Origin of the sequence: Flavobacterium azizsancarii, from assembly GCF_027980145.1 — a bacterium.
Taxonomy (GTDB): Bacteria; Bacteroidota; Bacteroidia; order Flavobacteriales; family Flavobacteriaceae; genus Flavobacterium; species Flavobacterium azizsancarii.
In genome coordinates, this window is sequence record NZ_JAMZNK010000046.1 from 19732 (window position 1) to 45172 (window position 25441).

Below are 25441 nucleotides of genomic sequence, written 5' to 3' on the forward strand. Positions count from 1 at the left end.
AAACTGTATCTGTATTGCTGTTTTATTTTTTAGAAATTTGCGTTGATAAGAAAATCAAAAACAATATTCGTGAAAACAACAAAATACTATATAGCTGCCATAACTTGTTTCGTAATCTGGGGATTTTTCAGTTTGGTTTTAAAGCCTATACATGAATATGCTTCGTTAGATATTTTATTCTATCGTGTTTTCAGCTGTAGTGCTCTAATGTTGCTTATAGCTTTTGCTTTTAAAAGAAAAAAAATAAAAGAAGCCATTCAAACTTTTAAGGAATTGCCAAAAGCAGAGAAACGCAAAACTATTTTGTTGAATATAGGAGGAAGCCTTTTTATAATGACAAATTGGTTTACATTTATTTACGTGATGAACCATGTTAGCGTAAAAGCCACATCTTTGGCTTATTTGGTTTGTCCTATTTTAACCACATTGTTAGCTTATTTCATTTTGCATGAAAAACTAAGTAAAACACAATGGATTGCCGTTGGTTTAAGCATTTCCGGATGTGTTCTTTTATCTTATGCTAATATTACAGACATGCTTTTTAGTGTAATTATAGGTTTTTCCTATGCTTGTTATTTAGTAAGTCAGAGAGTAAATAAAGGTTTCGATAAATTTTTAGTCCTTACATTTCATATAACTCTGATCGCTTTGTTTTTGCTGCCCTTTTTTCCATCATACAGCGGACCTGTTCCCACAGAATTTAAGTTTTATTTCTGTATCGAAACCATTGCAATTCTGTTTACAATTTTTCCATTGTTCCTTAATTTATATGCCCTTTCAGGAATTAATTCTTCAACGGTTGGAATGCTTTTAAATATTAACCCAATGATTGCTTTTCTTTTGGCTATGTTTCTCTATAAAGAACAATTTGGACTGATACAAATTATAGCATACGGAATTGTTTTTATGGCAGTTTTGGTTTTTAATTCACATCATATTTTTGCAATCAAGCAAAAGTTTGCCACAATATCCAAAGATTCTAAATAACATGAGTTTTTTATATTTTTTAGTGGTTTTTAAAATATAAATTGCGAGAATCGTGAGGATATGTTAAACAGGAATGAATTTTTTATTCCTGTTTTTTTTATGTAGAGGTTTTTGCCGCGAATTACACTAATTTACACGAATTATTTTATCTGACTGATCTGCAAAATCTGTGTAAATTTTTTTGCCGCATCTAAGCGAAGCTTCATTATTTACGTTTAATTTCTAAAGTTAATTAAGAAAAAAATTCGCGTAAATTACTGTAATTCGTGGTAAACTTTTTTTTGTTTTTCAATAGCTGGAATTAAAATTACCACAATCTTAACAGGATATTTAAATAGGAATGACTATTTTCATTTCTTGCTTTTTTGCGCAATAAACGTTGGCAAGAAAAAATATAAACTGAACAACTATATTGATATGAAAAATACCAAACTTCAAGCCTTTATTCCTTTATTTTATTTAGTATGGTCAGATGATTTGCTGACCCAGAAAGAGTTTACAACCATTCAGAAATTTATTACTGATTTAAGTTGGCTTTCGCCCGAAGAAAAACAAGAATTGCTTTCAAGATTAGACATATCGAATCCGCCTTCGCGAAATGAACTCACACAATGGAAATTGGATATTGAAAAAAGCATTCAGAATAAAACAGATATAAAATCTATTTTTGATATTGCAGTAGCACTTTCAGAAAAAGATGTAGATATTTCGACCTTACAATCCAGTTTTATAAAATTAGAGAATGATCTTGGAATTTTAGGTGAAGAAGCACTTCAGAACTTCAAAACAAAAGCCAGTTCGTTTACGGCAAATTCCCAAGCCAATGCTGATTTTGATATTCAAAAAATAACAGCCATTTTAAACGGTAAAGAAGCTGCAATAATCAACAAAGTAAAGTCCGTTATTTCAAGACCCGAATTTGCTTACGAAACCTCCACAGATATTAATGTCTATCGCCAAACAGTTTATAATTGGTGTAAGATCTTAGCAGATGAAAATCTTGGAAATATGGCATATCCAAAGCAACATGGCGGAGGAGAAAACATAGCCGATTATTTTGCGATTATGGAAACCTTAAGCTATCATGATTTAAGTCTCGTGATAAAATTTGGTGTTCAGTTTGGATTATGGGGTATGAGCGTTCAGTCATTAGGAACTGAAAAACATTATGCTAAATATCTAAAAGATATTGGTTCCCTTAAAATTCCTGGTTCTTTTGCCATGACCGAGACTCATCACGGATCAAACGTAAAAGGGCTGGAAACGACGGCTACTTATAATCATAATGAGCAAACGTTTACAATTCATACACCAAATAAAAATGCCCAAAAGGAATATATTGGTAATGCCGCAGTTCACGGACAAATGGCAACTGTTTTTGCTAAATTGGTTATCGACGGACATGATTATGGAGTGAATGCATTTATAGTTCCGCTAAGAGATACAAAGGGAAACACCTTAAACGGAATCACTATTGGTGATTGCGGACATAAAATGGGATTAAACGGAGTGGATAACGGAACAATTAGTTTCGATAACGTATTGATTCCGAAAGAAAATATGCTGGATCGTTTCGCTTCTGTAAATGATAAAGGAGAATTCGAAAGCCCGATTCCAAGTGATAACAGACGTTTTTTTACTATGTTAGGAACTTTAGTCGGAGGACGAATCGGGATTCCGCGTTCTGCTTTGGCTGCAGCCAAATCCGGATTAACAATTGCCATTCGTTACAGCGATCAAAGAAGACAATTTGGTCCTGAAGGCGGATCAGAAGTTCCGATTTTAAATTACAGAATGCACCAACGCCGATTAATTCCGCCATTAGCGAAAACTTACGCCGTTCATTTTGCTTTGCAATACCTTACAAATCGTTTCCTGAATAAAACCGAAGACGAAATGCAGGAAATCGAAGCTCTCGCAGCCGGAATGAAATCTTATTCGACCTGGAGTACAAGGGATATTCTACAAGAATGTCGTGAAGCTTGTGGCGGAAAAGGATATTTATCTGAAAATAGAATTGATGCCCTAAAAAACGATACCGAAATATACACGACTTTTGAAGGTGATAATACCGTTTTGATGCAATTAGTAGCTAAAAACCGTTTATCAGAATTCAGAAAATCTTTTGGTGAAATGGGAGCTGCAGGAATTATTAATTATGTGTATGAAAATGCAAAAACGGCCATTACAGAAAAAAATCCAATTGCAACCCGCAAAACAGACGATGAACATTTATTAGACGAAGGGTTTCATTTGCAGGCTTTTATTCATAGAGAAAAAACAATTCTTGCATCTGCCGCAAGACGTATAAAAAAATTAGTTGACGGTGGTTTAGAACCTTACGACGCTTTTAATGTTGTACAGCACCAGATGATCGATGTAGCTCAGGCATATTTAGAAAGAGTCGTTCTCGAACAATTTCAGTTAGCAATAAAAGAAGTCGAAGACATTAAATCGAAAGAAATATTAACAAAACTGAATCATTTATATGCACTTTCGCAAATAGAAAAAAACAAAGCCTGGTATCTTGAAGATGGTTATATGGAAGCCGTAAAAACCAAAGCGATTCGCAAAATGGTCAATCAATTGTGTTGGGATATTCGACCAGATGCCGTTTCATTAGTCAATGCGTTTGATATTCCTGAGAGTTGTTTAGCGGCTCCAATTGCTGTTAGTTAGATTTTAGAATAAAGATTTTAGAATAAAGATTTTAGAATAAAGAGAATAGAATAAAGAGAATAGAATAAAGAGGATAGAATAATAGAACAGATCTTTATTGGGGCTTTGTCAAAGTTTTAAACCAAGGGTGTGAGGAACTTTATCGAAGCCTAAGCTCAAAGTTGATATAGGCATTTTTTGTCATTTCGACCGAAGGGAGAAATCACATAAAATAGCTCGGCAACAGTGCGTTGTCCCCGCGTGTGATTTACTTCGTCTGTTCGCTATCTCTAGTTTCCCTTCGGTCGAAAAGACAATTGTTGTGCTTATTTTACGTGAAATCACTTTTAATCTTTAATCTGTGGCAATAAATTCGTTACTGCTTATGACAAACTCGAGTTGTCATTTTTTAGATCATAGTTTTATTAAAATAACTCGCTTTTTCAAAATCTTTTATATTAATCGAAATTACCGGAATTTCAGGAAGTACTTCATTCAGCTTAATAACAATTGCCTTAGAGAGTTTTGCTTTTTGATCTGTATTTCGGCCTTCCATAATGTACGCAAAAACGTGAATAAAATCGTTTAAGGAATTGCCGTTGTTATAATACGCAAAGGGATTAATACGTACTTTAATTTCAGACTCCGTAAAAAGATCAGTTGATAATGCAGCGTTAAAAACATCCTGCATGATGTCTTCTGCAGATTTTAGACGAATTACATTTTCTGAGCAATCAATGATAAAATGAGGCATTTGTAGATGTATTTTTAGATTATAGAAATTGAGTACAATCAAATTTACAAAAATCCAATTGGTGTAAGGAGGTTTCTTTGTGTTTGTTTTTTTAAAGTCTCTTTTACTTGTTACGAAATTTAAAATTTGCGACTTATAAAAAAATCATTTTTTGTATTCACACTTTCTTATATTTGTGAAATCTCATTATATCTCAAATTGGTTTGAAAAATTATCTGTTGCTTTGTTTTTTAGTTCTATTGGCAAATCCTGTTTATTCATCGGATAGTACAGATACTATTTTGGCAAAACTAAATGATGCATTGAGAAATAAAGGCAATTATGTTCGTCTAAAAGAAGAACGTATTTTGAATTTTAAAAAAATAAAGTCAGAAAATCTAACCAGGGAGCAAGAGTATAATTACAACAAAACTCTTTATACAGAATATCAAAAATTCAATTCAGATTCGGCTATTTTTTATGTAAAAAAGAACCTTAAAATCGCCAATGAACTTCATGATCAGGAATTACTAAATTTAGCGAACCTGCAACTCGTAACACTTTATTCTTCTTCTGGAAAATACCGTGAATCTGAAGCATTGTTAAAAAGCATAGATAAAAAAACACTTTCAAAATCCCTGCTTCAAAATTATTACGTAGCATATCGGGAGTTTTTCGAACATTACGCTGCTAATAGTTATGATGTAAAGTACATTCAGCAAATACGAAAATACCGTGATTCATTATTGACAGTTTTAGAACCTAATACACTAAACTATCAGATCACAAAGATTCAACAAGTCATGTCTCAGAAAAAGCTTGCCATTGCTGAGAAGCAATTGTTGCAATTATTCAATACCATCAAAGAAGATAATCCGCAATATGCTATGGTTACCTATCTTTTGGGAAGCATCTATGAAGAAAGACATCAGCTCGAGCCAAGAAAAAAATATTACGCACTTTCAGCCACTTCAGATTTAAAAAATGCCAATAAAGACAATGCATCGCTTCAGGAATTAGCACAGGTTTTTTATGAAATTGGCGATGTTGATATGGCATATAAATTAACGCAATCAGCTGTCGAAGATGCACTGTACTGCAATGTTCAGTTTCGTACGCTTTTAATGTCACAGGTTTATTCGATTATCAATACCGTATATTTAGAAAGAGAAGCACAGCGAAAAACCGAACTTCAATTGTATCTTTTATGCATTAGTCTGCTTTCGGCATTTTTGATCGTAGCCGTTATCTACGTTTACAAACAAATGAAAAAAGTTTCTAAAATAAGAGGAGAACTTTATGAAACCAGTCAGAAATTAGCCGAATTAAATAAAGATATTACAGAAACAAATAATCAGCTGCAGGAACGTAATGCGCAATTATCAGAATCCAATCATATTAAGGAAGAGTATATAGCGCACTTTTTCAGCCTTTGTTCCACTTACATCAATAAGTTGGAAAATTATCGCATTATTTTAAATAAAAAGGCGAATGCAAAACAATTTGATGAGATTTATAAAATGCTAAAATCAACTACTTTGGTTGATAATGAACTCGAAGAATTGTATAAAAATTTTGATATTATCTTTCTGAATTTATATCCCACTTTCGTCAAAGATTTCAATGCACTTTTAATTAAGGAAGAACAGATCGTTTTAAAGCAGGGCGAATTACTCAACACTGAACTTCGGATTTTTGCTTTGATTAGATTAGGAATTAATGACAGCGTAAAGATCGCAGCCTTTCTTCGTTACTCTTTAAGCACAATTTATAATTATCGTACTAGAGCCCGAAATAAAGCTGCAGTTTCGAGAAATGATTTTGAAGAAATGGTCATTAAAATTGGTTTAATATCATTAAAAGTGTAGTTTTTTATTTTAAAATCACTACTTTTTTCGGGGTATATTTTTAATTAAATATCTGTAAATCAAATACTTGATTTTTTGTTTTACTACTTTTTTTCGTTTAAAAATTCAAAACGAACTATAACGTTTTAGCTTTACGGTATTATTAAAAGGGTTATACGTTTTTATAATCCCTTTTATATTGTATATTAAATGCTTTAATAAATTAATAGTTATGTTTAAAAACGTTAAAACAATTGTTGTTTTACTTTTGTTGAGCTCTATCGGTGTGAATGCACAGAATAAAGTTCCGGTTTATCTAGATGATAAAAAGCCAATTAATGAGCGTGTAGAAGATGCTCTTAAAAGAATGACAACCGACGAGAAAATTGCCATGATTCATGCGCAGTCAAAATTCAGTTCACCAGGTGTACCACGTTTAGGGATTCCTGAAAACTGGATGACTGACGGACCACACGGAATTCGTACTGAAGTAAAATGGGACGAATGGGATCAGGCTGGCTGGACAAATGATTCTTGTATTGCATTTCCGGCTCTTACAGCACTTTCTGCAACCTGGAACAAAGAGTTATCAGCTTTATATGGTAAATCGATTGGAGAAGAAGCTCGTTATCGTAACAAAAACGTATTGTTAGGGCCAGGAGTTAATATCTACAGAACGCCATTAAACGGACGTAACTTCGAATACATGGGCGAGGATCCTTTCTTAGCTGCAAAAATGGTTGTTCCTTATATTAAAGGTGTTCAGGCCAATGGAGTTGCTGCATGTGTAAAACATTTCGCTTTAAACAATCAGGAAACAAAACGTAACTCAGTAAATGTAATTGTTGATGATCGTGCGTTATACGAAATATATTTGCCGGCTTTTAAAGCTGCCGTTCAGGAAGGTGATGCATGGGCTATTATGGGTTCATACAACAAATACAAAGGACAGCAATGTTGCCACAACGAATTTTTATTGAATGATATTCTTCGCGGAGAATGGGGTTTCAAAGGAGTTGTAGTGTCAGATTGGGGTGGAGTTAATGATACAAAACAAGCAATTCATAACGGTTTGGACATGGAGTTTGGTTCATGGACAAACGGACTTACTGAAGGTGCCAGTAATGCTTACGACAGTTATTACCTGGCAAAACCATATTCTAATATGATCGCCAGAGGTCAGGTTGGAACTAAAGAATTAGACGAAAAAGTACGTCGTATTTTACGTTTGTCTTTCTTAACTACAATGGACAGAAACAGACCTTTTGGTTCTTTTGGAACACAAGAGCATGCAGATGCTGGCCGTAAAATAGCCGAAGAAGGAATTGTATTGCTACAAAACAACAATAATATTTTACCAATTAACCTTTCTAAAACAAAGAAAATCGCAGTTATTGGTGAAAATGCAATCAAAATGATGACCGTAGGTGGAGGAAGTTCTTCGCTTAAAGCAAGATATGAAATTACGCCACTTGAAGGATTAAAGAAAAGAATTGGAAACCAGGCTGAAATCGTTTACGCTCGTGGTTATGTTGGAGATCCAACAAGTGAGTATAATGGAGTAGTAGCAAAAGTAAGTTTAGAAGAAAAACGTTCTCCTGCAGAATTATCTGCTGAGGCTTTAAAAATAGCTAAAGACGCTGATATTGTTCTTTTTATTGGAGGTTTGAATAAAAGTGATAATCAGGATGCAGAAGGACATGATCGTAAAGAACTGGGTTTACCATACGGTCAGGATAAATTAATTGCTGACTTGGTTAAAGTAAATAAAAATGTGGTTTTTGTAAATATTTCAGGAAATGCTGTGGCGATGCCGTGGGTAAAAGAAGTTCCGGGAATTGTACAAGGATGGTTTTTAGGTACAGAAGCAGGAAGTGCGTTGGCTAATGTTTTGGTTGGAGATGTAAATCCTTCAGGAAAATTATCTTTTACTTTTCCTGTAAAATTAGCAGATAACGGAGCTCATGCATTAGGAGAATTTCCTGGTGGTGACGAAGTAAAATACAATGAAAGCATTTTTGTTGGATACCGTTGGGCAGACAAACAAAAAGCAAAACCATTATTCTCTTTTGGTCACGGTTTAAGTTATACGACTTTTGAATATGGAAAAGTAACAGCAGACAAAAAACAAATGGCTGCTGGAGATCAAATTACATTCTCTGTTAAAGTAAAAAATACAGGATCGAGAGAAGGTTCAGAAGTAGTACAGCTTTATATCAGTGATTTAAAATCTTCATTACCACGTCCGATAAAAGAATTAAAAGGATTTGAGAAAATTGCGCTTAAAGCAGGAGAAGAAAAAACAGTAACTTTTACAGTAGATAAAACAGCATTAAGCTTTTTTGATGATAAAAAACACGACTGGGTTGCTGAACCGGGAGCTTTTGAAGCAATCGTTGGGGCATCTTCTACAGATATAAAATCTAAAGTGGGGTTCTCACTTAAATAATTTCATTATTTCTAAATTGGTTGGTTGTAAAGCTGCAAGTGTAAAAATTTGCAGCTTTACTTTTAAAATGATTTTACCATTAAGAGATTAAGAAAATTAAGCTTTATGGTTACTGGACTAAAAAAGTATGTATCATTAAGATTTTAAGTTTCATTAAGCTTTGTGGTTACTAAGCTTAAAAAAAGCATTAAGACATTCTGAACGATTAAGCATTGTAACTTAATTTTCTTAATCTCTTAATGGTTCAAAAAAGATATTAATTGTTAAATTAATTTAAATGAGAAAAATTGTACTTAGCGTTATGACCTTGTTTTTGGCGCAAAATCTTTCGGCGCAGACTTTAAATAAAATGCAATGGTTTAATGAACCTGAAAAATGGGAAATTAAAAATAATGCTTTAATCATGAATGTCACAGCCAACAGTGACTATTGGCGTATTTCACATTACGGATTTACCGTAGATGATGCCCCATTTTATTTTGCGACTTATGGAGGGGAATTTGAAGCTAAAGTAAAATTAACCGGCAACTATATTGCCCGTTTTGACCAAATGGGATTAATGCTTCGTATCGATGAAAAAAACTACATTAAAACGGGAGTTGAATTTGTTGATGGAAAATTTAATATCAGTACAGTTGTGACGCATGATAAAAGCGATTGGAGTGTGACTACTTTAGAAAAAGCACCGCCATTTGTATGGATAAAAGTCGTGAGAAGATTAGATGCCGTTGAGGTTTTCTTTTCTTATGATGACAAAAATTATATTATGACCAGAAATGCGCCGTTGCAGGACAACACACCAGTTATGGTTGGCTTAATGGCCGCATCACCAGACGGAAAAGGTTTCGAAGCTAAATTCGAAAATTTTAAGGTAACACATTTACCGGATCAACGCAGATTAGAATGGCTTAAAAGTCATCAGTAATTGAGCAAATAGATGATGAGATTATTTTATACTTTGTTTAAAATTCTTCCTTACATTTTTTCGCAAAAAACGTTGTGAACTTTGCAGTTAATCTATCTTAACAAAACTGAGATTGTTTAGAAAATATATTATTTTAGCTAATACCAAAAAAACAACTAACCTTTAACCACAAAAAAACAACATGAGTTCAATTTCTGTTGATATTAAACCAAAAAAACATTATGAAATTTTAGACGGCTTGCGGGGAGTAGCTGCTATCTTAGTAGTTGTCTTTCATATTTTAGAAGCCTTTAATGAAGGAAGCCGATTTAAACAAATTATTAATCACGGTTACCTGGCTGTCGATTTCTTTTTTCTCTTATCCGGATTTGTTGTAGCATATGCTTATGATGATCGCTGGGGAAAGTTAACCCAATGGGAATTTTATAAAAGACGTTTAATTCGTTTGCAGCCAATGGTCATTATGGGAATGATTATTGGAGCCATTTTCTACTATTTTCAGGCATCAGATGTTTTTCCGCAAATTGCAGGAATGGCACCTTGGAAAGTGATTTTAACAATGATAATTGGGTTTACATTACTGCCAATTCCGCCATCGATGGAAATCAGAGGCTGGGGCGAAATGCATCCGCTCAACGGACCTGCATGGTCACTTTTTTTCGAATATATTGCTAATATTTTGTATGCCTTGTTCTTTCGTAAATTCTCGAATAAGGTTTTAGGAATCTTTGTTTTTATATTCGCAGCAATGCTGGTTAATTATACCGTTTTTGGACCAAAAGGGGATGTTATTGGCGGCTGGTCTTTAAACTTAGAGCAAATGAATGTTGGTTTTACCCGTTTATTATATCCATTTTTTGCAGGAGTTTTGCTTTCACGTTTAGGAAAGTTAATTCATATAAAAGGAGCTTTCTGGGTTTGCAGTATTTTAATTGTAGTTCTTTTTTCGATACCAAGAATTGGAGACGAAAACACTTTATGGATGAATGGTTTATATGAATCAATTGTGATTATTTTCTTTTTCCCATTAATTGTTGCCATTGGAGCAGGAGGCGAAATAAAAAATGCAGTTTCGGTTAAAATATGCAAAGCATTGGGAGATATTTCATATCCAATTTATATCATACATTACCCACTAATTTACTGGTATACAGCTTGGGTAATCGATAATAAAGTTCCTCTAAAAGACGGTTACCTGATTGGAATTGGAGTTTTAATTTCCAGTATCACAATAGCGTATTTATGTTTGAAATTCTACGATGAACCAGTGCGTAATTGGCTTCAGAATAAATTTCAAAAAAGAAAAATTTCTTAAAATAAAGTTCAGAGGTTCAATGGCTCAGAGGTTCAAAGGAAAAACTTCGTCCCTTTGAACTACAGAAAGATCTTGAATTTCTAAAATTTTGTTAGTTATAGATATTCAGAAAAGGGATGAACTTTCATGTTTTCATCCCTTTTGTATTTATAGTTTCATGTAGAAATAAACAATTTAAAAAAAGTAGACAATTGTAGATATGTATAATCGTAGAGATGCACAGCAGTGCATCTACGCAAGGTATATCGACAAACAAAAAATAAAACTAAGAGTTTAAGAGCATTTTTTGCCACAGATTACAAAGATTAGAAAGATTTTGGAAGCATTTGAAGAAATGAGGAAAAGAACTTCTTATTATTTGTATTTATTAATGTTTTAAATTTATTTGCAAAAAAAAATGTCAAATCCAGACAACACTGATAGAATGCCAATTTATATAAAGGCAGAACAAATTTTTAAACTTACAGAAGGACTTGTCCAGATTATTCCACCGGATAATGAATTTTTACAAGAAACAACTGTCCAGTTTATGCGTAAAAATGCAATGATTATTCCTGTAAAAATTGCCGGTGCAGAAGCAGCAGATGTATATGATCTAAGAATGGAAAATGCGGCTATTATTCGAAAGGCCGCAAGAGAATTATATGTTCAGGCAGGTAGTTTACGTTTTGAAGAAGGCATTACAGATAATGATTATATCGATTTGTTGAGAAGCACTATTGATGAATTTCGCTTACTGTTTATTGATTGGGTTGCCAGTTTTGATCAATGGAATTATATTAAAGACAGTTAGGGATTATTCAATCCGCCAGGTGTAAATGCGCACGACAAAGATCCCGATGATGATATTCCTTTTGATCCAAATGATTTTTTTGAATCAGACGATAAAGATGATTTTGAATAAGTGTTTCATCCGTACAACCCGTTTTATCTGTGGGCAATTTGCGTATACAGACAGAAGTAGGCCTGTAAGATATAGATACCGAAAAGTTTGTGTAAAATAAAAGGGATAAACAATTAAGCTTATCCCTTTTTATATTTTAGTTCAATCAGAAAAACTTTGTCCCTCTGTTCCTTTGAACCTTTTTTAAAAACTTATTCTAACACTAAAGCTCCCAAAGCCTCTTTGCTAAAACCTTTCAATTCATCTGTTTTACCGGCTTTAATTTTAGCCACCCAGTTAGGATCAGATAAAAGAGGTCTTCCAACGGCAACTAAATCAAAATCACCTCTGTCAAAACGTCTGTTTAATTCTTCAAGAGATGTTGGTTGAGAACTTTCTCCTGCAAATGCACCAAAGAAATCTCCCGAGAGACCAACAGAACCTACAGTAATAGTTGGTGCCCCTGTAACTTTTTTAGCCCAACCAGCAAAGTTTAAATCAGATTCTTCAAATTCAGGCTCCCAGAATCTACGTTGAGAACAGTGCAAAATGTCAACCCCGGCATCAACAAGCGGCGTAAGCCAGGCTTCTAATTCTTGTGGATTTTTAGCTAGTTTATAGTTGTAGTCAGAAGGTTTGAATTGAGAAAATCGCATAATTAAAGCGAAATCATTCCCAACCTGTTTTCTGATTTCTTTAATTACTTCAATAGCAAAACGATTACGTTCCGGCAGCGTTTTCCCACCATAAATATCATCACGTAAATTAGTTTCAGCTCTAAAGAACTGATCGATTAAATAACCATGTGCTCCGTGAATTTCGATCGTATCAAAACCTAGTCTTTTAGCATCAGCAGCAGCTTTTCCGAAAGCAATAATAGTGTCTTCAATATCTTTTTCAGACATAGTAACACCATTTCTAAAATCAGGTCGGTTTAATCCGGAAGGTCCTTCAAAAGGAACTGGTGGAACCCATCCTGAATGGTGATTGTCCATAATTCCCATATGCCAGATTTGTGGTCCCATTTGACCTCCGGCAGCATGAACTTCATAGATCACTTTTTTCCATCCATTTAAAGCAGCTTCGCCGTAAAAATGAGGAACATTAGCGTCGTTTGATGAAGAAGCTCTGTCAATAACAGTTCCTTCAGATAATATTAATCCAACTTCACCTTCAGCTCTTTTTTGGTAGTAAGAAGCTACATCATCAGTTGGAACTCCGTTTGGAGAAAATGAGCGCGTCATTGGCGCCATTACGATTCTATTTTTAAGATTTAACGTTTTTAAGTTAAATGGCGAAAACAGGTTGTTTGTACTCATAGTAATTTACAAATTAGATTGAATTAATTTACTGAGTGCTTCAAAGGCACCTTCGTTGCGTTTATAGTAAGTCCATTGACCAACGCGTTTAGATTCTATAAATCCTGCACGTTGTAGAATAGACAGGTATTCAGAAACTGTCGATTGCGTTAAGCCGGCTTTGGCTTGTATTTGTCCCACACAAACTCCGTGCTCAAATCCTGCATGCTGCAATTGATCCGGAAAGTTTATTTCAGGTTCCTTTAGCCATTCCAACATTTGCAATCTGGACTTATTAGAGAGTGCTTTAAAAATTTCTAGATGTTCCATGGTGTAAATATATCGACTTTTCCCGATATGTCAATTTAAAGAAAGATATTTAGCAAAAATTTAAGATCAAGGAGAAGGAAGTTGTATGAAACAGTGGAGGATTTTAATAAAGAAAATTTATATTTGCTTGTGAAGAATTAATCTCGCAATACTGATGTCCATCGGGATTACAAGACTAAAATGCCCCCAAATAAATAACTTTAACCCAACTATGAAAAAAACTTTACTTATTCTAGGATTTTTATTTTGTATAACAACAACTTCAACGGCCCAGGTCGTAGGAACTGATGTTGGTAATATTGCTCCTGAAATAGATTTGCCCGATACAAAAGGAAATAATGTGGCGCTTTCTTCTCTCAGAGGAGATTTAGTTTTAATTGACTTTTGGGCTTCATGGTGCGGACCTTGTATTAAGGAACAACCGGAATTGATAAAACTAAACAATACCTATACAGGTAAGTTCTCTGTCTACAGCGTTTCGATGGATACTAAAAAGTCACTTTGGTTAGCTACAATCGCAAAACAAAAATTGACGTGGACACATGTTAGTGACTTGAAATATTGGAATTCTCCTGTTGTAGGGGATTATAAACTTCAATCAGTACCATTAAACTTTTTGATCGACAAAAACGGAATTATCTTAGCTAAAAACATTCATGGTAATGCATTGAATGAAAAGATTAAAAGTTTGTTAGAGGCACAATAAAGTTGAAATAGAGTTATAATAAGTTGATACAATTGCAAGAGAGGATTTAGAATCTGAAAAACTATGGAAGAAAAATTAAAGAGTTACGAAAGGACAATTAAAAGAAAGCATAGCTTTAACTGGACGCCCAAGTATAGAGAAGAATTTCGTACCTCTTTGAGTAAAATTGTTTTTATTCCTATTGTAGAAAAGGCAGTTTTAAAATTGGGATGGGATGTGGTTTTTAAAGATGACAATTCAGTTGAAGCAAAAAGAAAAGAACTGGCATTAGGAATTGAAAAGTGGACTGAAGCAATTACAATTACTTTTAATCATGGAAATGTAGTGGTGCAAAGTCAATCCTTAGGAAATGAAATCTGGGATAATGGGAGGAATTCTAAAAGAGTAGGACTCTTTATTCATGTTTTTAAAGAGACGGAAAAAGAGTTTGATCGGGAAGCTTTAAATGAACTGGAGAGAGAAACTGAAAAGAAGAATAATTGGGATGATTATATCATTCCTGAAAAACTGGCAGAGCCAACTACGCCCAGAAATAAAAATTTCTCAATTTTGGTTATTGGAGGCCTTTTAATATCTTTAGGACTTGGTTTTGTTATTGCAGAAATTTCTGTGTACGGAATTTATTTGATTGGATTGTTTGAGGTATTAGTAGGATTGGCAATTGCTTTTTCATTAAAGTATCTGATTCAATGGTCAAATTTTACAGAGTTGGCTAAAATTCGCTTTTTATTGTATGGAATGGTTTTTTTAACCTATTTTTCGAATCAATATTTTCAATATGAAATTATTTTAAGGGAAAACAGCTTAGAAGGAATTAATTTTTTACAATTTATAGAAATTAGGCTTTTGCAAGGATTGACCATTAAAACCTTAAATACAGGTTGGATAGGATTGGTTTTAAGCTGGGGCTTACAGTTAGTATTAACTTATTTTGTAGCCTACTTAAAGCTAATTTCAATAATAGCATCTTATCAATTAAGGAAAATTCCGACTGAAGTTTTAGATTTTTGTAATTATCATTTTATAAAGGGGAAAACCGGAGAAGAAGTACGATCTGAACTTTCGAAAAAAGGCTGGACGCAAACCGAAAATCAAAATGAAGTTTTTGAAGCGATGGGAGCTGTTTATGGCTCAATGGAATTGCGTAGATCCAAATAAAAGAGAAAATCTAATAAATATGTTTTCGAACAAAATGTAATAAATTAAATATTAAAAATAAATCATGATTCAAAAATCGATACTATTATTCTTTATACTGTTTTCGTTCAATTGTAATGCGCAAACAATGGAAACAGTCAGTATATTGAAAACTTCTTATCAGAAATGTCTGGACAGCGGAAACGGAATGAAGAATTGTGCTATTGAGTATTACAATGATTCAGATAGTTTGCTGAATGTTTCCTATAAGAACCTAAAACTTAAATTAAGTTCTAAAGAGCAATCAAAATTAAAAAAAGAACAATTAGACTGGATAAAGAAACGTGATCTGTATTTCGAAAAGGTATATTCTGATACTAAAAAAGAAGGACATTTTGTAGAAGGAAGCGGCGATTTTGATATGGTTGTTTTTGACGAAAAAGCCAATTATATTCTTTCAAGAGTAAAAGAACTCATTAAAAAAATGTAACATTGCTTTCAAAATAAAATGGCTCAATGGAATCAAGGCTCAGTTTATCTGAATTTAGAACAAGATTAAAGGATAATACAGAAATAGGTTCTCTAAAAGCAGAATTAAATTTGCTTAGAATATTTCCCCGATTTGGCGGAACAAAGCCTTTTTATGGACTTTTTGATGATAAAAGTTTTCGTCTGACTTTAAATTCACCAACATCACCAACTTATTTTATAATAAGAGGAAAATACAAGAATGTCAATAATGTGCTTAAAATAAGCTATGTTATTGAACCTAACAGCAAGTTTCAGTTGCTTTGGGTAAGATTTTCTCCAGTAGTTTTTCTGATAGCACTAAATGTATTTTTCCTTTTTTTTGGAAGAGGACTTAGAAAGGCAACTACAATTGTAAGTTTGTTTATGCTTATAATTATTTTCTATTCGAGATGGAAAGAGGAAAGAAAGTGGAAGAAATTAGAGCAAAAATTTGTCAGGATTTTTGAAATTAAAATAGACTAGGATTAGGAATCTTTGTCAAAATTTTAAATTTTGACAAAGATGATCAACAAGAAAAACGAGATACAAACCAATAACCTCAGTTTAGTCTGTCTGAATGATCCCGAACACCGCCAAAAGTTGTTTTCAGCATTTCTCTAATCTGAAATTGCGTTTTATTTCGGGTAACATTTTTCCATTCATTAAAATCGAAAACATGAATTTCCTGTGCATTCGGATTTGTGACGAAAGAAAGTCTTGCAATCGAATATTTGTAATATTTTAATTCGTGCGATATATGGCGATCCGGAACGACAATAAGTATAGTCTCCCATTCGAGGAAATTTTTAGGAATATCCTCTCTTTCTGTTAAACCCAGAGCTTCAAAAAAGGCAATGATCTTTTGATCATTAAGTTTGTCGATTTTTTGATCGACACGTTTAATGGTGCTAATAAGTTTATTTTCATCTTTAATAACACTCATAATTGTAATATTTTTTTTGTTTAAGTTAATTTTCAATATAAAATTACATCAAAACAAAATAATTTAATAAAAGAGAGGCATTAGAATGATTCTAAATTTTAACAAAGCAATTTATTTGCTTGTAATTCAATTAGTAAAAGAGAAAAATTAGAAGAATATTTAAGGTGAAAATAATACGTTCTATTTTCAAAAAAGACTTGGTAATGATACAACTGACGATCAGATTTTGATAAAAGTCTATTAATTTATTTCGTTTAAAAGACATATTTTTATCGCACTATCTAATTGCATTACTTATGAAAACTATTTCTCACAAAGAAACTTTTTTGTATTTTATTCTATTAGTCACTTTTAGTTCATTGGCTCAAAATAAATCAGATAGAGAATTGATTTTAATCGACAAAGATTGGCATTTTTCATTATGACATTTATACGATACACAAAAAAAGGAAAGTGAAATGAAGTAGCTTTATCGGCTTCCGCGAAAGGATTAAAGTCTGGTATTTTGAATGTTAATCAGAAGAAATAGTTTGTAAAATTTATGTCGCTCCGCTGGAGCTTTAACGAAATGCTGTATCTGTTTCTATAAATATATCGCTCCTCTGGAGCTTTAATAAGAATATTTGCTGATTTCTATAAATATGTTGTTCCGCTGGAGCTTTAACGAAATGCTGTATCTGTTTTCTGTAAATATATCGCTCCTCTGGAGCTTTGATAAGCATATTTGCTGATTTCTATAAATATGTTGCTCCGCTGAAGCTTTAACGAAATGCTGCATCTGTTTTCTATAAATATATCGCTCCTCTGGAGCTTTGATAAGAATATTTGCTGTTTTCTATAAATATGTTGCTCCGCTGGAGCTTTAACGAAATGCTGTATCTGTTTTCTATAAATATATCGCTCCTCTGGAATTTTAATATAGATTATGATATTTTTCTATTAATATGATACTCCTGGAAGTTCTGCCAATACTAACGATTAATTTATTGTCAATATAATGCTTCGTTACCATTAATATAAAGGGCAAGTAAATCCCAGCGGGATGTCATATTTATAGAAAATTAGTAGTTAGGTTCCATAAAACCCCAGCGGGGTGACATCTGTTACAATCTTTAATTTATATTTTTATGTGTTTAAATAATTTAATGATCTGAAATAATCATATTCGTTTTTGGTTTTTTCGATTTGTTCATTACAAATAAAAGGAGCGGTAATGGCACCACAAAAAACAATCCAATAAAAAAGAAAGCATCCCTGTAATTCAATAAAGAAGATTGTTTTAGAACGACATTTTCCATTAATATGATAATCCTAGAAGTTCTGCCAATACTAACGATTAATTTATTGTCAATATAATGCTTCGTTATCATTAATAGACAGGGCAAATAAATCCCAGCGGGATGTCATATTTATAGAAAAATATTAATTAGGTTCCATAAAACCCCAGCGGGGTGACATCTATTACAATCTTTAATTTATATTTTTATGTGTTTAAATAATTTAATGATCTGAAATAATCATATTCGTTTTTGGTTTTTTCGATTTGCTCATTACAAATAAAAGGAGCGGTAATGTCACCACAAAAAACAACCCAACAAGAAAAAAGGCATCTCTGTAACTCAATAAAGAAGATTGTTTCAGTACGACATTTTCCATTAATTTAAGTGCTTTTAGTTTTGCTTCATTATAAGCAAAACCTTTGTTTTGAAAGTATTTTGTATAGGCATTTATTCTATCCACGGCGGTTATATTATAGGACGTAATATTTGAAACAAGTTCATTTCGATGTGCATAAAATCGGTGCGCAACATAGGTATTAATGATCGAAACGCCAAAAGAACCGCCCAATTGTCGCATCATATTGTTAAGTGCTGCACCCTGACCGACATCTTTGTCATCAAGAGACGAAACAGCCAGCATTGTAAGCGGAACAGTTAGTAACGCCATACCTAAGGCACGAAAAATAAGAGAAGTTGCCACCTCAGAAGCACTTGTGTTTAAAGTCATTCCGGACATTCTCCAATTAAAATAAATAAACAATAGAAATCCCGTAGCAATAATTAAAACAGGAGAAACTCCTTTTTGTAATAATGTACCACATAATTTTAAAGCCAGTAAAGCCATTAAAGCTCCCGGAAGTAAAAGCAATCCGGTTTGATAAGGAGAAAAACTCAAAAGGCGTTGTGCCACAACCGGAGTGATATATATCGAAATAAACATACCAAATCCCGTTACAAAGGTTAGAATTGCTGCTATACTTAAGGACTTGCTTTTTAGCACCCTAAGATTCACAACCGGCTTTTCGATTGTCAGTTCCCAATAAATGAACGTTAATAATGTAGAAATTGCGATAATAGTCAGTACAATAATGTATCTGGTTTCGAACCAATCTTCGACTTCGCCTCTTTCTAAAACAGTTTGTAATGCGCCAACTCCAATTGCTAATAAAGCAATTCCAGTCCAGTCGACTTTGGTTATTTCAGGTTTAACAGCAGGTTCTCTTAATAGAAAATAACAAGAAATCATTACAAGAATCCCAATTGGCACATTGATCAAAAAGATCCACGGCCAATCATAGTTTTCGGTAATATAACCACCAAGAGTAGGTCCTATTGTGGGGCCTATGAAAATTCCTGCTCCAAATAATGCTCCTGCTGTCGATTGTTTCTCTTTTGGAAAAAGCTCGAAAACGACAACCTGAGATATTGACAATAAGGCACCACCGCCAATTCCCTGAAAAAACCTGAAAAATACCAGCATCCAGATATTCGAAGAATGTCCGCACATAAAAGAACAGAAAGTAAAGAGAATAACAGATCCAATATAATAATTTCGTCGACCAAGGTTGGCACTCAAAAAGCTTGTAATAGGTATAATAATTACGTTTGCAATAGCATAAGCAGTAATTACCCAAGAAGTATCTTCCAGCGTTGCGCCTAGGTTTCCGCTCATGTGAGACAACGCTACGTTTACGATCGATATATCAATCAATTCCATAATCGCAGCCAGAATGACTGTGAAAATAAGTAGTTTTCGGTGTAATGGTGTCATAATAATTTTTTTATACCGATTGGTATATTTTTAATAAAAAAAAATATTTAAATATTAGGCAGTAATGCGTAAAATTTTAAACACATAGAAACATAGGTTATATAGAAATAAAGAGGTGTCAAAAAGAAATACGTTTCTTTCACATAGCTATGTGAATTGATGTAAAGTGAAACGCCTTTTTTTAAGTTTACAAAATCTATGTTTGTATGTGTTTAAAAATCACAGCTACTGATTTTAAAAATCTGTTTAATCTGCGTAAAAAATTATTCACTCATAGATTTATATGAAAACCGACAGAATTTGTGTTATAAATATTTACAATTCTTTTTTGATAATATTGGTTTTAAGAAGATTAGAAGTTGCTCTTGCAATTAATCTGGTTTGATCTTTGTTCCAGATTTCACATTGTGCATTTACGATTTGTTTTCCTTTTCTAATGATCGCTGTTTTGGCAATAATCGTATCACCAACAAAAGCAGGAGCAAAATAATCAACAACAAGATTAATTGTAGTATAAAAAGTTTCTTCATGAAGAGAAAACATCGTAGCTCCAATGCAATCATCAGCAATTGCAGCCGTTACGCCGCCATGCAAACTCTTGACAGGATTAGACATTTCTTCGCGAACCAAATATTTAAAAGTAACTGTACCTTCTTCGGCAGCAACTACTATAGGTTTCATCCAGAGCATAAAGGGCGACGGTGACGCAGTAAATTCTCCGTCAATGTGATCTTGTAATACTTGTAATCTTGTTTTTGTTTCCATTTTGTTTTGATCTATATTAGATTATTTATTATACCAATTGGTATATTTTATTGTGAAAAAATGTTATTCCAGATCATCAATAATCCTATTAAGCGAAAGCATAATAGTAGATAAATTAGATAAGTTGCCGGTTATTTTAGAAATCATTACAGCTCCTTCGATAATAGCAATTATAGTCAATGCCGTTTTTTCAGGATCGATCTCTTTGGCTTTAAATTCTCCTGCAATAATTCCCTGTTCAATAAAGTAGACTAATTTATTTTTCCAGGCCAGAATAGTGTTTTTGACTTTTTTTCTAAGAACAGGATGAGTATCATCAGCTTCTGTGGCTGTATTAATAATTGGGCAGCCTCCCTGTGTTAATCTTAAATCAGAATAATCAGAATAGAGTCGGGGATAAACCAGTAATTTATCTTTAAAAGTAGTTTGCTTTTCAATTTCTCTTGCAAAAGTATCCTGAAGTTTTTTTACATTAAACTTAAAGGCGGCGATAGCAACTTCATCTTTATTTTCGAAATTACCATAAATACTCCCTTTTGTAAGCCCTGTAGCGGTGGTAATGTCGCTCATCGAAGTTCCGCTGTATCCTTTCATATTAAAAAGAGGGGCAGTTTTTTCGATAATAAATTGCTTTGTTTTTTCAGCTTTACTCATGATTGGTAAATTTAAATGCAAATATATACCGATTGGTATAATTAAACAATTTTTTACGGGTTTATTTTGTTTCAGGTTTTCTATACATTGCCGTGAAACTTAAAGCATATTATTTTTACCACAGAAGTTACACAAAGTCTTTTTTAATCGCGCAAAGACTCAAAGTCTTATACTATTTTTACAATTTTAAAATAGAAAGTTAGCTAAGTTAATTGACAAAGCTTTGCGTTCTTTGTGTTTGTCAAGACAATCTACTATAGAAAACTTTGTGTAACTCTATGGTTAATTTTTTATTCTCATTTCAAACCTGAAACCTGAAACCTGAAACTAAAAAAACTTGAAACCTGAAACGATATTGTTTGTTTGATTTTCATAACTTTGCAATATGAAAGATCAATTAGAATCTCAGGCTGCGGAACTTGGTATTAACGATTTAAAACTGAAAGGCTTTAAAGTGTACGAAGTAAATGAAGATATAAGTAAAATTCCGACCTATAATCGTAGGGATTTCTACAAGATTTGCATTAACACGAGTAAAAGTTTGATTCATTATGCAGATCGTGGTATAGAAACTGATGGCACAATATTATTCTTTGGAAATCCACATATTCCATATTCCTGGGAAATTATTTCATCGGTTTTTCACGGATATGCATGCGTTTTTACCGAAGAGTTTTTAAAAGCTAATGATCGTTCTGAAAGTCTACATGAATCTCCTTTGTTTAAAATTGGCGGAACACCAATTTTTGCCTTATCAACTGATCAGAAAGTGTTTATAGATTCATTGTTCAGGAAAATGATAGAAGAACAAGAAACCGATTATGTTTTTAAGGATGACTTAATCCGTAATTATATCAATTTGATTTTGCATGAATCGATGAAAATGCAACCTACAGAAAATTTCTTTAAACATAAAAATGCTTCTTCCAGAATTACCTCTTTATTTCTTGAATTATTGGAAAGACAATTTCCAATAGAAACAAAAAATGAGCCTTTAGTATTAAAAACGCCTCAGGATTATGCACAAAGTCTTGCTGTACATGTAAATCATTTAAACCGTTCAGTAAAAGAAATTACAGGAAAATCTACCACGGCACATATTACCGAAAGAATCATTGGCGAAGCCAAAGCATTGCTGCAACATACTGATTGGAGTATTGCAGATATAGGATATTCACTGGGTTTTGAATATCCAAGCTATTTTAATAATTATTTCAAAAGACTTACCGGAACAATTCCCAAATCGTTAAGAATGTAAAATTGTTTCATATTCTTAATTTTTTGTTTGATTATCGTTATTTCTGATTGTCATTGCTAAAGTAATTTTGCCGTGAAATAATTAGTATTAACTACTTATCGGTTTTTCGCTAACTAAATACAACTTCTATAAAGCGCATTCTAGCTTTCTAATTTAGTTTCTGGCACTGATATTAAAAACAAATAATTATGAAAGCAACAAAAAATCAATTAAACGAAACCATTTTCCCAAAAGGAGATTTAGCATCGGCAGATTACTTTACAGGAAAAGCGTGGGTAAAAATGCTCGTTCCCAATGATCCCGTTTTAAATACTGCTGTTGGTAATGTAGTTTTCGAAGCCGGAGCAAGAAATAATTGGCATACACATCCCGGCGGACAAATCCTGATCGTAACACAAGGATCAGGATATTATCAGGAAGATGGAAAACCAATTCAATTATTGCAAGAGGGCGATGTAGTCAATATTCAGCCTGAAGTAAAACATTGGCATGGAGCTTCTCCAGAAAGTGAATTTACTCATATTGCAATTAGTACCAATACCGAAAAAGGTATTGTAGACTGGCTTGAACCAGTAACAGACGAACAATACAATAACTTTAAATAATTACAGTAGTAGTGTTGTCTGGCGAGATCTAAGTATTAATTAACGGTTTTATTAGATCTTATTTAAATAAAAATCCAATCTCAAAAAATCAATTTTATGTCAACACTTTATACTTCTGCTATTGAAGAGGGAAAAATCCCAAATACTTTCATGACTGGTGATGTTTCTTATAAAAAACAAACCAGCAATATTCATCCGGACAATACGGTTATTAAAGAAATTTCTTTTGAGCCCGGTTCGAGATGCAAGTGGCATATTAATGCAAGTTTACAATTATTTATCGCTACTGACGGAATAGGTTATTTTCAGGAAAAAGGCGCTACAATTCGTTTGCTTCATAAAGATGAGGTAATTACAATTTTACCTGGCATAGAACATTGGTATGGTGCAACACCTTTTAGCCGATTCTCGCACATTAGCATAATTACAGAAATCGACAAAGGAAAAGGAATCTGGTTAGAGAGTGTAACAGATGAAGAGTATTTTAGTTTTGGAAAATAGATTTTTTAAGTTTCTGAGTTGCTAAGGTTCTAAGTTACTAAGTAAAAAACTCAAAACTTAAAAGCGTATTACAAAAGAAAACTTTGCTCCCGATCCCGAAACGTCGTGGACTGGACTTTGCACGAAATATTTTTTTCACGCAGATTTAAAAAAGATTTGAACTAATCTTATTTTAAATTAAATCTACGTGAAATTAACCCAAAGAAAGCAAAATAACTTCGTGTCATTTTCAATATAACAAAAACCTTCGTGTATTAGCGCCTTCGTGGCATTTTTCAAACCTAAAAACAAAGAAAACCTGAAACTTTAAACAAATATTTTTAAATGGAAACAAAAAACATAAAAGCCTTTGGTACAGAAGCTGCCGAAGCACCGTTAAAAACATTAGACATACAACGCAGAACGGTATTATCACATGATGTCGAAATCGAGATTTTATATTGCGGAATTTGCCATTCAGATTTGCATTCTGCCAGAAACGAATGGCACGGAACGGTTTATCCAATAGTTCCTGGACATGAAATTGTAGGTAGAGTAACAAAAATTGGCGATCACGTAAAGCATTTTAAAATTGGCGATTTGGCCGGAGTAGGCTGTATGGTTGATTCTTGTAGAGAATGTGAGCATTGCAAAAATGATTTAGAGCAATTCTGTGATGAAGGAAGTACTTTAACATTCAATTCTCCTGACGTTCATTTAGGAGGTCAGACTTTTGGTGGATATTCTCAAAGTATTGTAGTCGATGAAAATTATGTATTGCATATTTCAGACAAACTTGATCTTGCCGGAGTTGCACCTTTATTATGTGCAGGAATTACAACTTATTCTCCTTTAAAGCACTGGAATGTTGGTCCCGGACAAAAAGTCGGAATCGTTGGTATTGGCGGTTTAGGACATATGGGAATTAAATTGGCGAAAGCAATGGGTGCTCATGTGGTAGTTTTTACAACTTCATTATCTAAAACCGAAGATGCAAAACGTTTGGGTGCAGACGAAGTAGTTTTGTCTACAGATCCTGAACAAATGGCAAAATATGCAAAATCGTTAAACTTTATCTTAGATTGTGTATCTGCAGAACATAATATCGATTCTTATCTAAACTTACTTAAAGTAGACGGAACTCTTACTTTAGTTGGTGCGCCTATGGAACCGCTTCCGGTAACTTCGTTCAGTCTAATATTAGGAAGAAGAAGTTTTGCCGGTTCTGCAATTGGCGGAATTGCTGAAACTCAGGAAATGCTGGACTTTTGTGCAGAACACAACATTACCGCAGATATCGAATTAATTGGCGTTGATGAGGTAAACAATGCTTACGAAAGATTATTAAAAGGAGATATTAAATACCGTTTTGTAATTGATATGGCTTCTTTGAAGTAACAAAGGTTCAAAGTGGCAAAGATTTAAAGGTTTTTTACTTTGCTCCCGATAGATATCTGGATTGCACGAGCTAAAAAGCAAGCATAAACAATAAAAAAAGGTTTGACTTGAAAATAGTCAGGCCTTTTTTTATTGTTTTAAAAAACGGAGACGATTTAATTATTAATTTATAATCGAAAAAATGAAATGTACACAAATCTAAATTGAAATGTACATTTTTTCAACAAATATAATCAAAAGTTATAGCTAGTTTAAAGAGTAATTAATCATCATTTAAAAACACAAAAAAAACCTCAAATTACTGAGGTTTTTTTGTGAAAACATTAGGTTAAATCGTTGCTATTCACTATCTTTATAATGTATTGGAACTGTCTTTTTTATCAGTCAAGGAACGCTGGGCCAATTGTCTTTCAGCCCAATTATAATTGGAACCCTTTGATTTTTCAAAGATGGAATTAATTACATTTTCCTGATATAAGCTTTTAGCAGGTATTTTTCGGTGCATTATC

The 25441-nt window shown here is 33.1% G+C and carries 24 protein-coding genes; 16 read left to right on the forward strand and 8 right to left on the reverse strand.

Annotated features, from left to right (window positions below; translation table 11 throughout):
- Positions 1 to 69: 69 nt before the first annotated feature.
- Both NJT12_RS20300 and NJT12_RS20305 read left to right on the forward strand, forming a co-directional pair.
- Positions 70 to 987, forward strand: coding sequence for an EamA family transporter (locus NJT12_RS20300; protein WP_271337761.1), 918 nt, complete (start codon positions 70 to 72; stop codon positions 985 to 987).
- A 417-nt stretch (positions 988 to 1404) separates the two neighbouring features.
- Complete coding sequence (locus NJT12_RS20305) at positions 1405 to 3666, forward strand: acyl-CoA dehydrogenase family protein (RefSeq protein ID WP_271337762.1); 2262 nt, start codon at positions 1405 to 1407, stop codon at positions 3664 to 3666.
- A 388-nt stretch (positions 3667 to 4054) separates the two neighbouring features.
- Here the strand turns inward: NJT12_RS20305 and NJT12_RS20310 are convergent, their stop codons facing one another.
- Positions 4055 to 4399, reverse strand: a complete 345-nt coding sequence (locus NJT12_RS20310) for a 5-carboxymethyl-2-hydroxymuconate Delta-isomerase (protein WP_271337763.1) — start codon at positions 4397 to 4399, stop codon at positions 4055 to 4057.
- 203 nt (positions 4400 to 4602) lie between these two features.
- On the opposite strand from NJT12_RS20310, the gene NJT12_RS20315 reads away from it, so the two are divergent.
- The 5 genes from NJT12_RS20315 (at position 4603) to NJT12_RS20335 (ending at position 11707) form a co-directional block, all read left to right on the forward strand.
- Entirely contained in the window at positions 4603 to 6246 is a 1644-nt protein-coding gene (locus NJT12_RS20315; protein ID WP_271337764.1) for a DUF6377 domain-containing protein, read from the forward strand.
- A gap of 211 nt (positions 6247 to 6457) precedes the next feature.
- Positions 6458 to 8674, forward strand: coding sequence for a glycoside hydrolase family 3 C-terminal domain-containing protein (locus NJT12_RS20320; RefSeq protein WP_271337765.1), 2217 nt, complete (start codon positions 6458 to 6460; stop codon positions 8672 to 8674).
- Positions 8675 to 8951: 277 nt separating this feature from the next.
- Complete coding sequence (locus NJT12_RS20325; RefSeq protein WP_271337766.1) at positions 8952 to 9599, forward strand: DUF1349 domain-containing protein; 648 nt, start codon at positions 8952 to 8954, stop codon at positions 9597 to 9599.
- Positions 9600 to 9780: 181 nt separating this feature from the next.
- Entirely contained in the window at positions 9781 to 10914 is a 1134-nt protein-coding gene (locus tag NJT12_RS20330; RefSeq protein ID WP_271337768.1) for an acyltransferase family protein, read from the forward strand.
- A 397-nt stretch (positions 10915 to 11311) separates the two neighbouring features.
- A complete protein-coding gene (locus tag NJT12_RS20335; RefSeq protein ID WP_271337770.1) occupies positions 11312 to 11707 on the forward strand; it encodes a hypothetical protein in 396 nt (131 codons plus the stop codon).
- Positions 11708 to 12009: 302 nt separating this feature from the next.
- Here the strand turns inward: NJT12_RS20335 and NJT12_RS20340 are convergent, their stop codons facing one another.
- Complete coding sequence (locus tag NJT12_RS20340) at positions 12010 to 13116, reverse strand: NADH:flavin oxidoreductase (RefSeq protein WP_271337772.1); 1107 nt, start codon at positions 13114 to 13116, stop codon at positions 12010 to 12012.
- A 6-nt stretch (positions 13117 to 13122) separates the two neighbouring features.
- Positions 13123 to 13425, reverse strand: a complete 303-nt coding sequence (locus NJT12_RS20345) for an ArsR/SmtB family transcription factor (protein WP_271337773.1) — start codon at positions 13423 to 13425, stop codon at positions 13123 to 13125.
- Between the two features lie 211 nt (positions 13426 to 13636).
- On the opposite strand from NJT12_RS20345, the gene NJT12_RS20350 reads away from it, so the two are divergent.
- The 4 genes from NJT12_RS20350 (at position 13637) to NJT12_RS20365 (ending at position 16261) form a co-directional block, all read left to right on the forward strand.
- Positions 13637 to 14131 (forward strand): TlpA family protein disulfide reductase, encoded by a 495-nt coding sequence (locus NJT12_RS20350; protein WP_271337774.1) that lies wholly within the window; start codon positions 13637 to 13639, stop codon positions 14129 to 14131.
- Between the two features lie 63 nt (positions 14132 to 14194).
- Positions 14195 to 15289, forward strand: a complete 1095-nt coding sequence (locus NJT12_RS20355) for a hypothetical protein (protein ID WP_271337775.1) — start codon at positions 14195 to 14197, stop codon at positions 15287 to 15289.
- A 127-nt stretch (positions 15290 to 15416) separates the two neighbouring features.
- Positions 15417 to 15758 carry a lysozyme inhibitor LprI family protein gene (locus tag NJT12_RS20360; protein ID WP_271337778.1) on the forward strand — a complete coding sequence of 114 codons (342 nt, stop codon included), beginning with the start codon at positions 15417 to 15419 and terminating at the stop codon, positions 15756 to 15758.
- A gap of 26 nt (positions 15759 to 15784) precedes the next feature.
- The gene (locus tag NJT12_RS20365; protein ID WP_271337780.1) at positions 15785 to 16261 is read left to right on the forward strand and encodes a hypothetical protein; all 477 of its coding nucleotides are present in this window, start codon (positions 15785 to 15787) and stop codon (positions 16259 to 16261) included.
- Positions 16262 to 16337: 76 nt separating this feature from the next.
- On the opposite strand, the gene NJT12_RS20370 is transcribed toward NJT12_RS20365, so the two are convergent.
- Positions 16338 to 16721, reverse strand: a complete 384-nt coding sequence (locus NJT12_RS20370; protein ID WP_271337782.1) for a hypothetical protein — start codon at positions 16719 to 16721, stop codon at positions 16338 to 16340.
- A 296-nt stretch (positions 16722 to 17017) separates the two neighbouring features.
- Here NJT12_RS20370 and NJT12_RS20375 point away from each other — a divergent pair, with 296 nt between their 5' ends.
- Positions 17018 to 17146 carry a hypothetical protein gene (locus tag NJT12_RS20375; protein WP_271337784.1) on the forward strand — a complete coding sequence of 43 codons (129 nt, stop codon included), beginning with the start codon at positions 17018 to 17020 and terminating at the stop codon, positions 17144 to 17146.
- 717 nt (positions 17147 to 17863) lie between these two features.
- On the opposite strand, the gene NJT12_RS20380 is transcribed toward NJT12_RS20375, so the two are convergent.
- From NJT12_RS20380 to NJT12_RS20395, 4 genes are all read right to left on the reverse strand, one after another.
- On the reverse strand, positions 17864 to 18091 hold the full coding sequence (locus tag NJT12_RS20380; RefSeq protein WP_271337785.1) for a hypothetical protein: 228 nt from the start codon (positions 18089 to 18091) through the stop codon (positions 17864 to 17866).
- A 130-nt stretch (positions 18092 to 18221) separates the two neighbouring features.
- Complete coding sequence (locus NJT12_RS20385; RefSeq protein WP_271337786.1) at positions 18222 to 19772, reverse strand: DHA2 family efflux MFS transporter permease subunit; 1551 nt, start codon at positions 19770 to 19772, stop codon at positions 18222 to 18224.
- A 315-nt stretch (positions 19773 to 20087) separates the two neighbouring features.
- A complete protein-coding gene (locus NJT12_RS20390; RefSeq protein WP_271337787.1) occupies positions 20088 to 20537 on the reverse strand; it encodes a PaaI family thioesterase in 450 nt (149 codons plus the stop codon).
- A 63-nt stretch (positions 20538 to 20600) separates the two neighbouring features.
- A complete protein-coding gene (locus NJT12_RS20395; protein ID WP_271337789.1) occupies positions 20601 to 21191 on the reverse strand; it encodes a TetR/AcrR family transcriptional regulator in 591 nt (196 codons plus the stop codon).
- A gap of 385 nt (positions 21192 to 21576) precedes the next feature.
- Between NJT12_RS20395 and NJT12_RS20400 the strand changes: the two genes are divergently transcribed.
- The 4 genes from NJT12_RS20400 (at position 21577) to NJT12_RS20415 (ending at position 24932) form a co-directional block, all read left to right on the forward strand.
- On the forward strand, positions 21577 to 22449 hold the full coding sequence (locus tag NJT12_RS20400) for a helix-turn-helix domain-containing protein (protein ID WP_271337791.1): 873 nt from the start codon (positions 21577 to 21579) through the stop codon (positions 22447 to 22449).
- Between the two features lie 188 nt (positions 22450 to 22637).
- Positions 22638 to 23054 (forward strand): (R)-mandelonitrile lyase, encoded by a 417-nt coding sequence (locus NJT12_RS20405; protein ID WP_271337792.1) that lies wholly within the window; start codon positions 22638 to 22640, stop codon positions 23052 to 23054.
- Between the two features lie 96 nt (positions 23055 to 23150).
- The gene (locus NJT12_RS20410) at positions 23151 to 23555 is read left to right on the forward strand and encodes a cupin domain-containing protein (protein WP_271337793.1); all 405 of its coding nucleotides are present in this window, start codon (positions 23151 to 23153) and stop codon (positions 23553 to 23555) included.
- A gap of 324 nt (positions 23556 to 23879) precedes the next feature.
- The gene (locus NJT12_RS20415) at positions 23880 to 24932 is read left to right on the forward strand and encodes an NAD(P)-dependent alcohol dehydrogenase (protein WP_271337794.1); all 1053 of its coding nucleotides are present in this window, start codon (positions 23880 to 23882) and stop codon (positions 24930 to 24932) included.
- The last annotated feature ends 509 nt before the right edge of the window (positions 24933 to 25441 follow it).

Bases quoted from the DNA above. Each gene is read 5' to 3' on its own strand.
- NJT12_RS20305 (WP_271337762.1), top strand. From the start codon at position 1,405: ATGAAAAATACCAAACTTCAAGCCTTTATTCCTTTATTTTATTTAGTA.
- NJT12_RS20310 (WP_271337763.1), bottom strand. From the start codon at position 4,399: ATGCCTCATTTTATCATTGATTGCTCAGAAAATGTAATTCGTCTAAAA.
- NJT12_RS20320 (WP_271337765.1), top strand. From the start codon at position 6,458: ATGTTTAAAAACGTTAAAACAATTGTTGTTTTACTTTTGTTGAGCTCT.
- NJT12_RS20325 (WP_271337766.1), top strand. From the start codon at position 8,952: ATGAGAAAAATTGTACTTAGCGTTATGACCTTGTTTTTGGCGCAAAAT.
- NJT12_RS20330 (WP_271337768.1), top strand. From the start codon at position 9,781: ATGAGTTCAATTTCTGTTGATATTAAACCAAAAAAACATTATGAAATT.
- NJT12_RS20335 (WP_271337770.1), top strand. From the start codon at position 11,312: ATGTCAAATCCAGACAACACTGATAGAATGCCAATTTATATAAAGGCA.
- NJT12_RS20340 (WP_271337772.1), bottom strand. From the start codon at position 13,116: ATGAGTACAAACAACCTGTTTTCGCCATTTAACTTAAAAACGTTAAAT.
- NJT12_RS20345 (WP_271337773.1), bottom strand. From the start codon at position 13,425: ATGGAACATCTAGAAATTTTTAAAGCACTCTCTAATAAGTCCAGATTG.
- NJT12_RS20350 (WP_271337774.1), top strand. From the start codon at position 13,637: ATGAAAAAAACTTTACTTATTCTAGGATTTTTATTTTGTATAACAACA.
- NJT12_RS20355 (WP_271337775.1), top strand. From the start codon at position 14,195: ATGGAAGAAAAATTAAAGAGTTACGAAAGGACAATTAAAAGAAAGCAT.
- NJT12_RS20360 (WP_271337778.1), top strand. From the start codon at position 15,417: ATGGAAACAGTCAGTATATTGAAAACTTCTTATCAGAAATGTCTGGAC.
- NJT12_RS20365 (WP_271337780.1), top strand. From the start codon at position 15,785: ATGGAATCAAGGCTCAGTTTATCTGAATTTAGAACAAGATTAAAGGAT.
- NJT12_RS20370 (WP_271337782.1), bottom strand. From the start codon at position 16,721: ATGAGTGTTATTAAAGATGAAAATAAACTTATTAGCACCATTAAACGT.
- NJT12_RS20375 (WP_271337784.1), top strand. From the start codon at position 17,018: ATGAAAACTATTTCTCACAAAGAAACTTTTTTGTATTTTATTCTATTA.
- NJT12_RS20380 (WP_271337785.1), bottom strand. From the start codon at position 18,091: ATGATAACGAAGCATTATATTGACAATAAATTAATCGTTAGTATTGGC.
- NJT12_RS20385 (WP_271337786.1), bottom strand. From the start codon at position 19,772: ATGACACCATTACACCGAAAACTACTTATTTTCACAGTCATTCTGGCT.
- NJT12_RS20390 (WP_271337787.1), bottom strand. From the start codon at position 20,537: ATGGAAACAAAAACAAGATTACAAGTATTACAAGATCACATTGACGGA.
- NJT12_RS20395 (WP_271337789.1), bottom strand. From the start codon at position 21,191: ATGAGTAAAGCTGAAAAAACAAAGCAATTTATTATCGAAAAAACTGCC.
- NJT12_RS20400 (WP_271337791.1), top strand. From the start codon at position 21,577: ATGAAAGATCAATTAGAATCTCAGGCTGCGGAACTTGGTATTAACGAT.
- NJT12_RS20405 (WP_271337792.1), top strand. From the start codon at position 22,638: ATGAAAGCAACAAAAAATCAATTAAACGAAACCATTTTCCCAAAAGGA.
- NJT12_RS20410 (WP_271337793.1), top strand. From the start codon at position 23,151: ATGTCAACACTTTATACTTCTGCTATTGAAGAGGGAAAAATCCCAAAT.
- NJT12_RS20415 (WP_271337794.1), top strand. From the start codon at position 23,880: ATGGAAACAAAAAACATAAAAGCCTTTGGTACAGAAGCTGCCGAAGCA.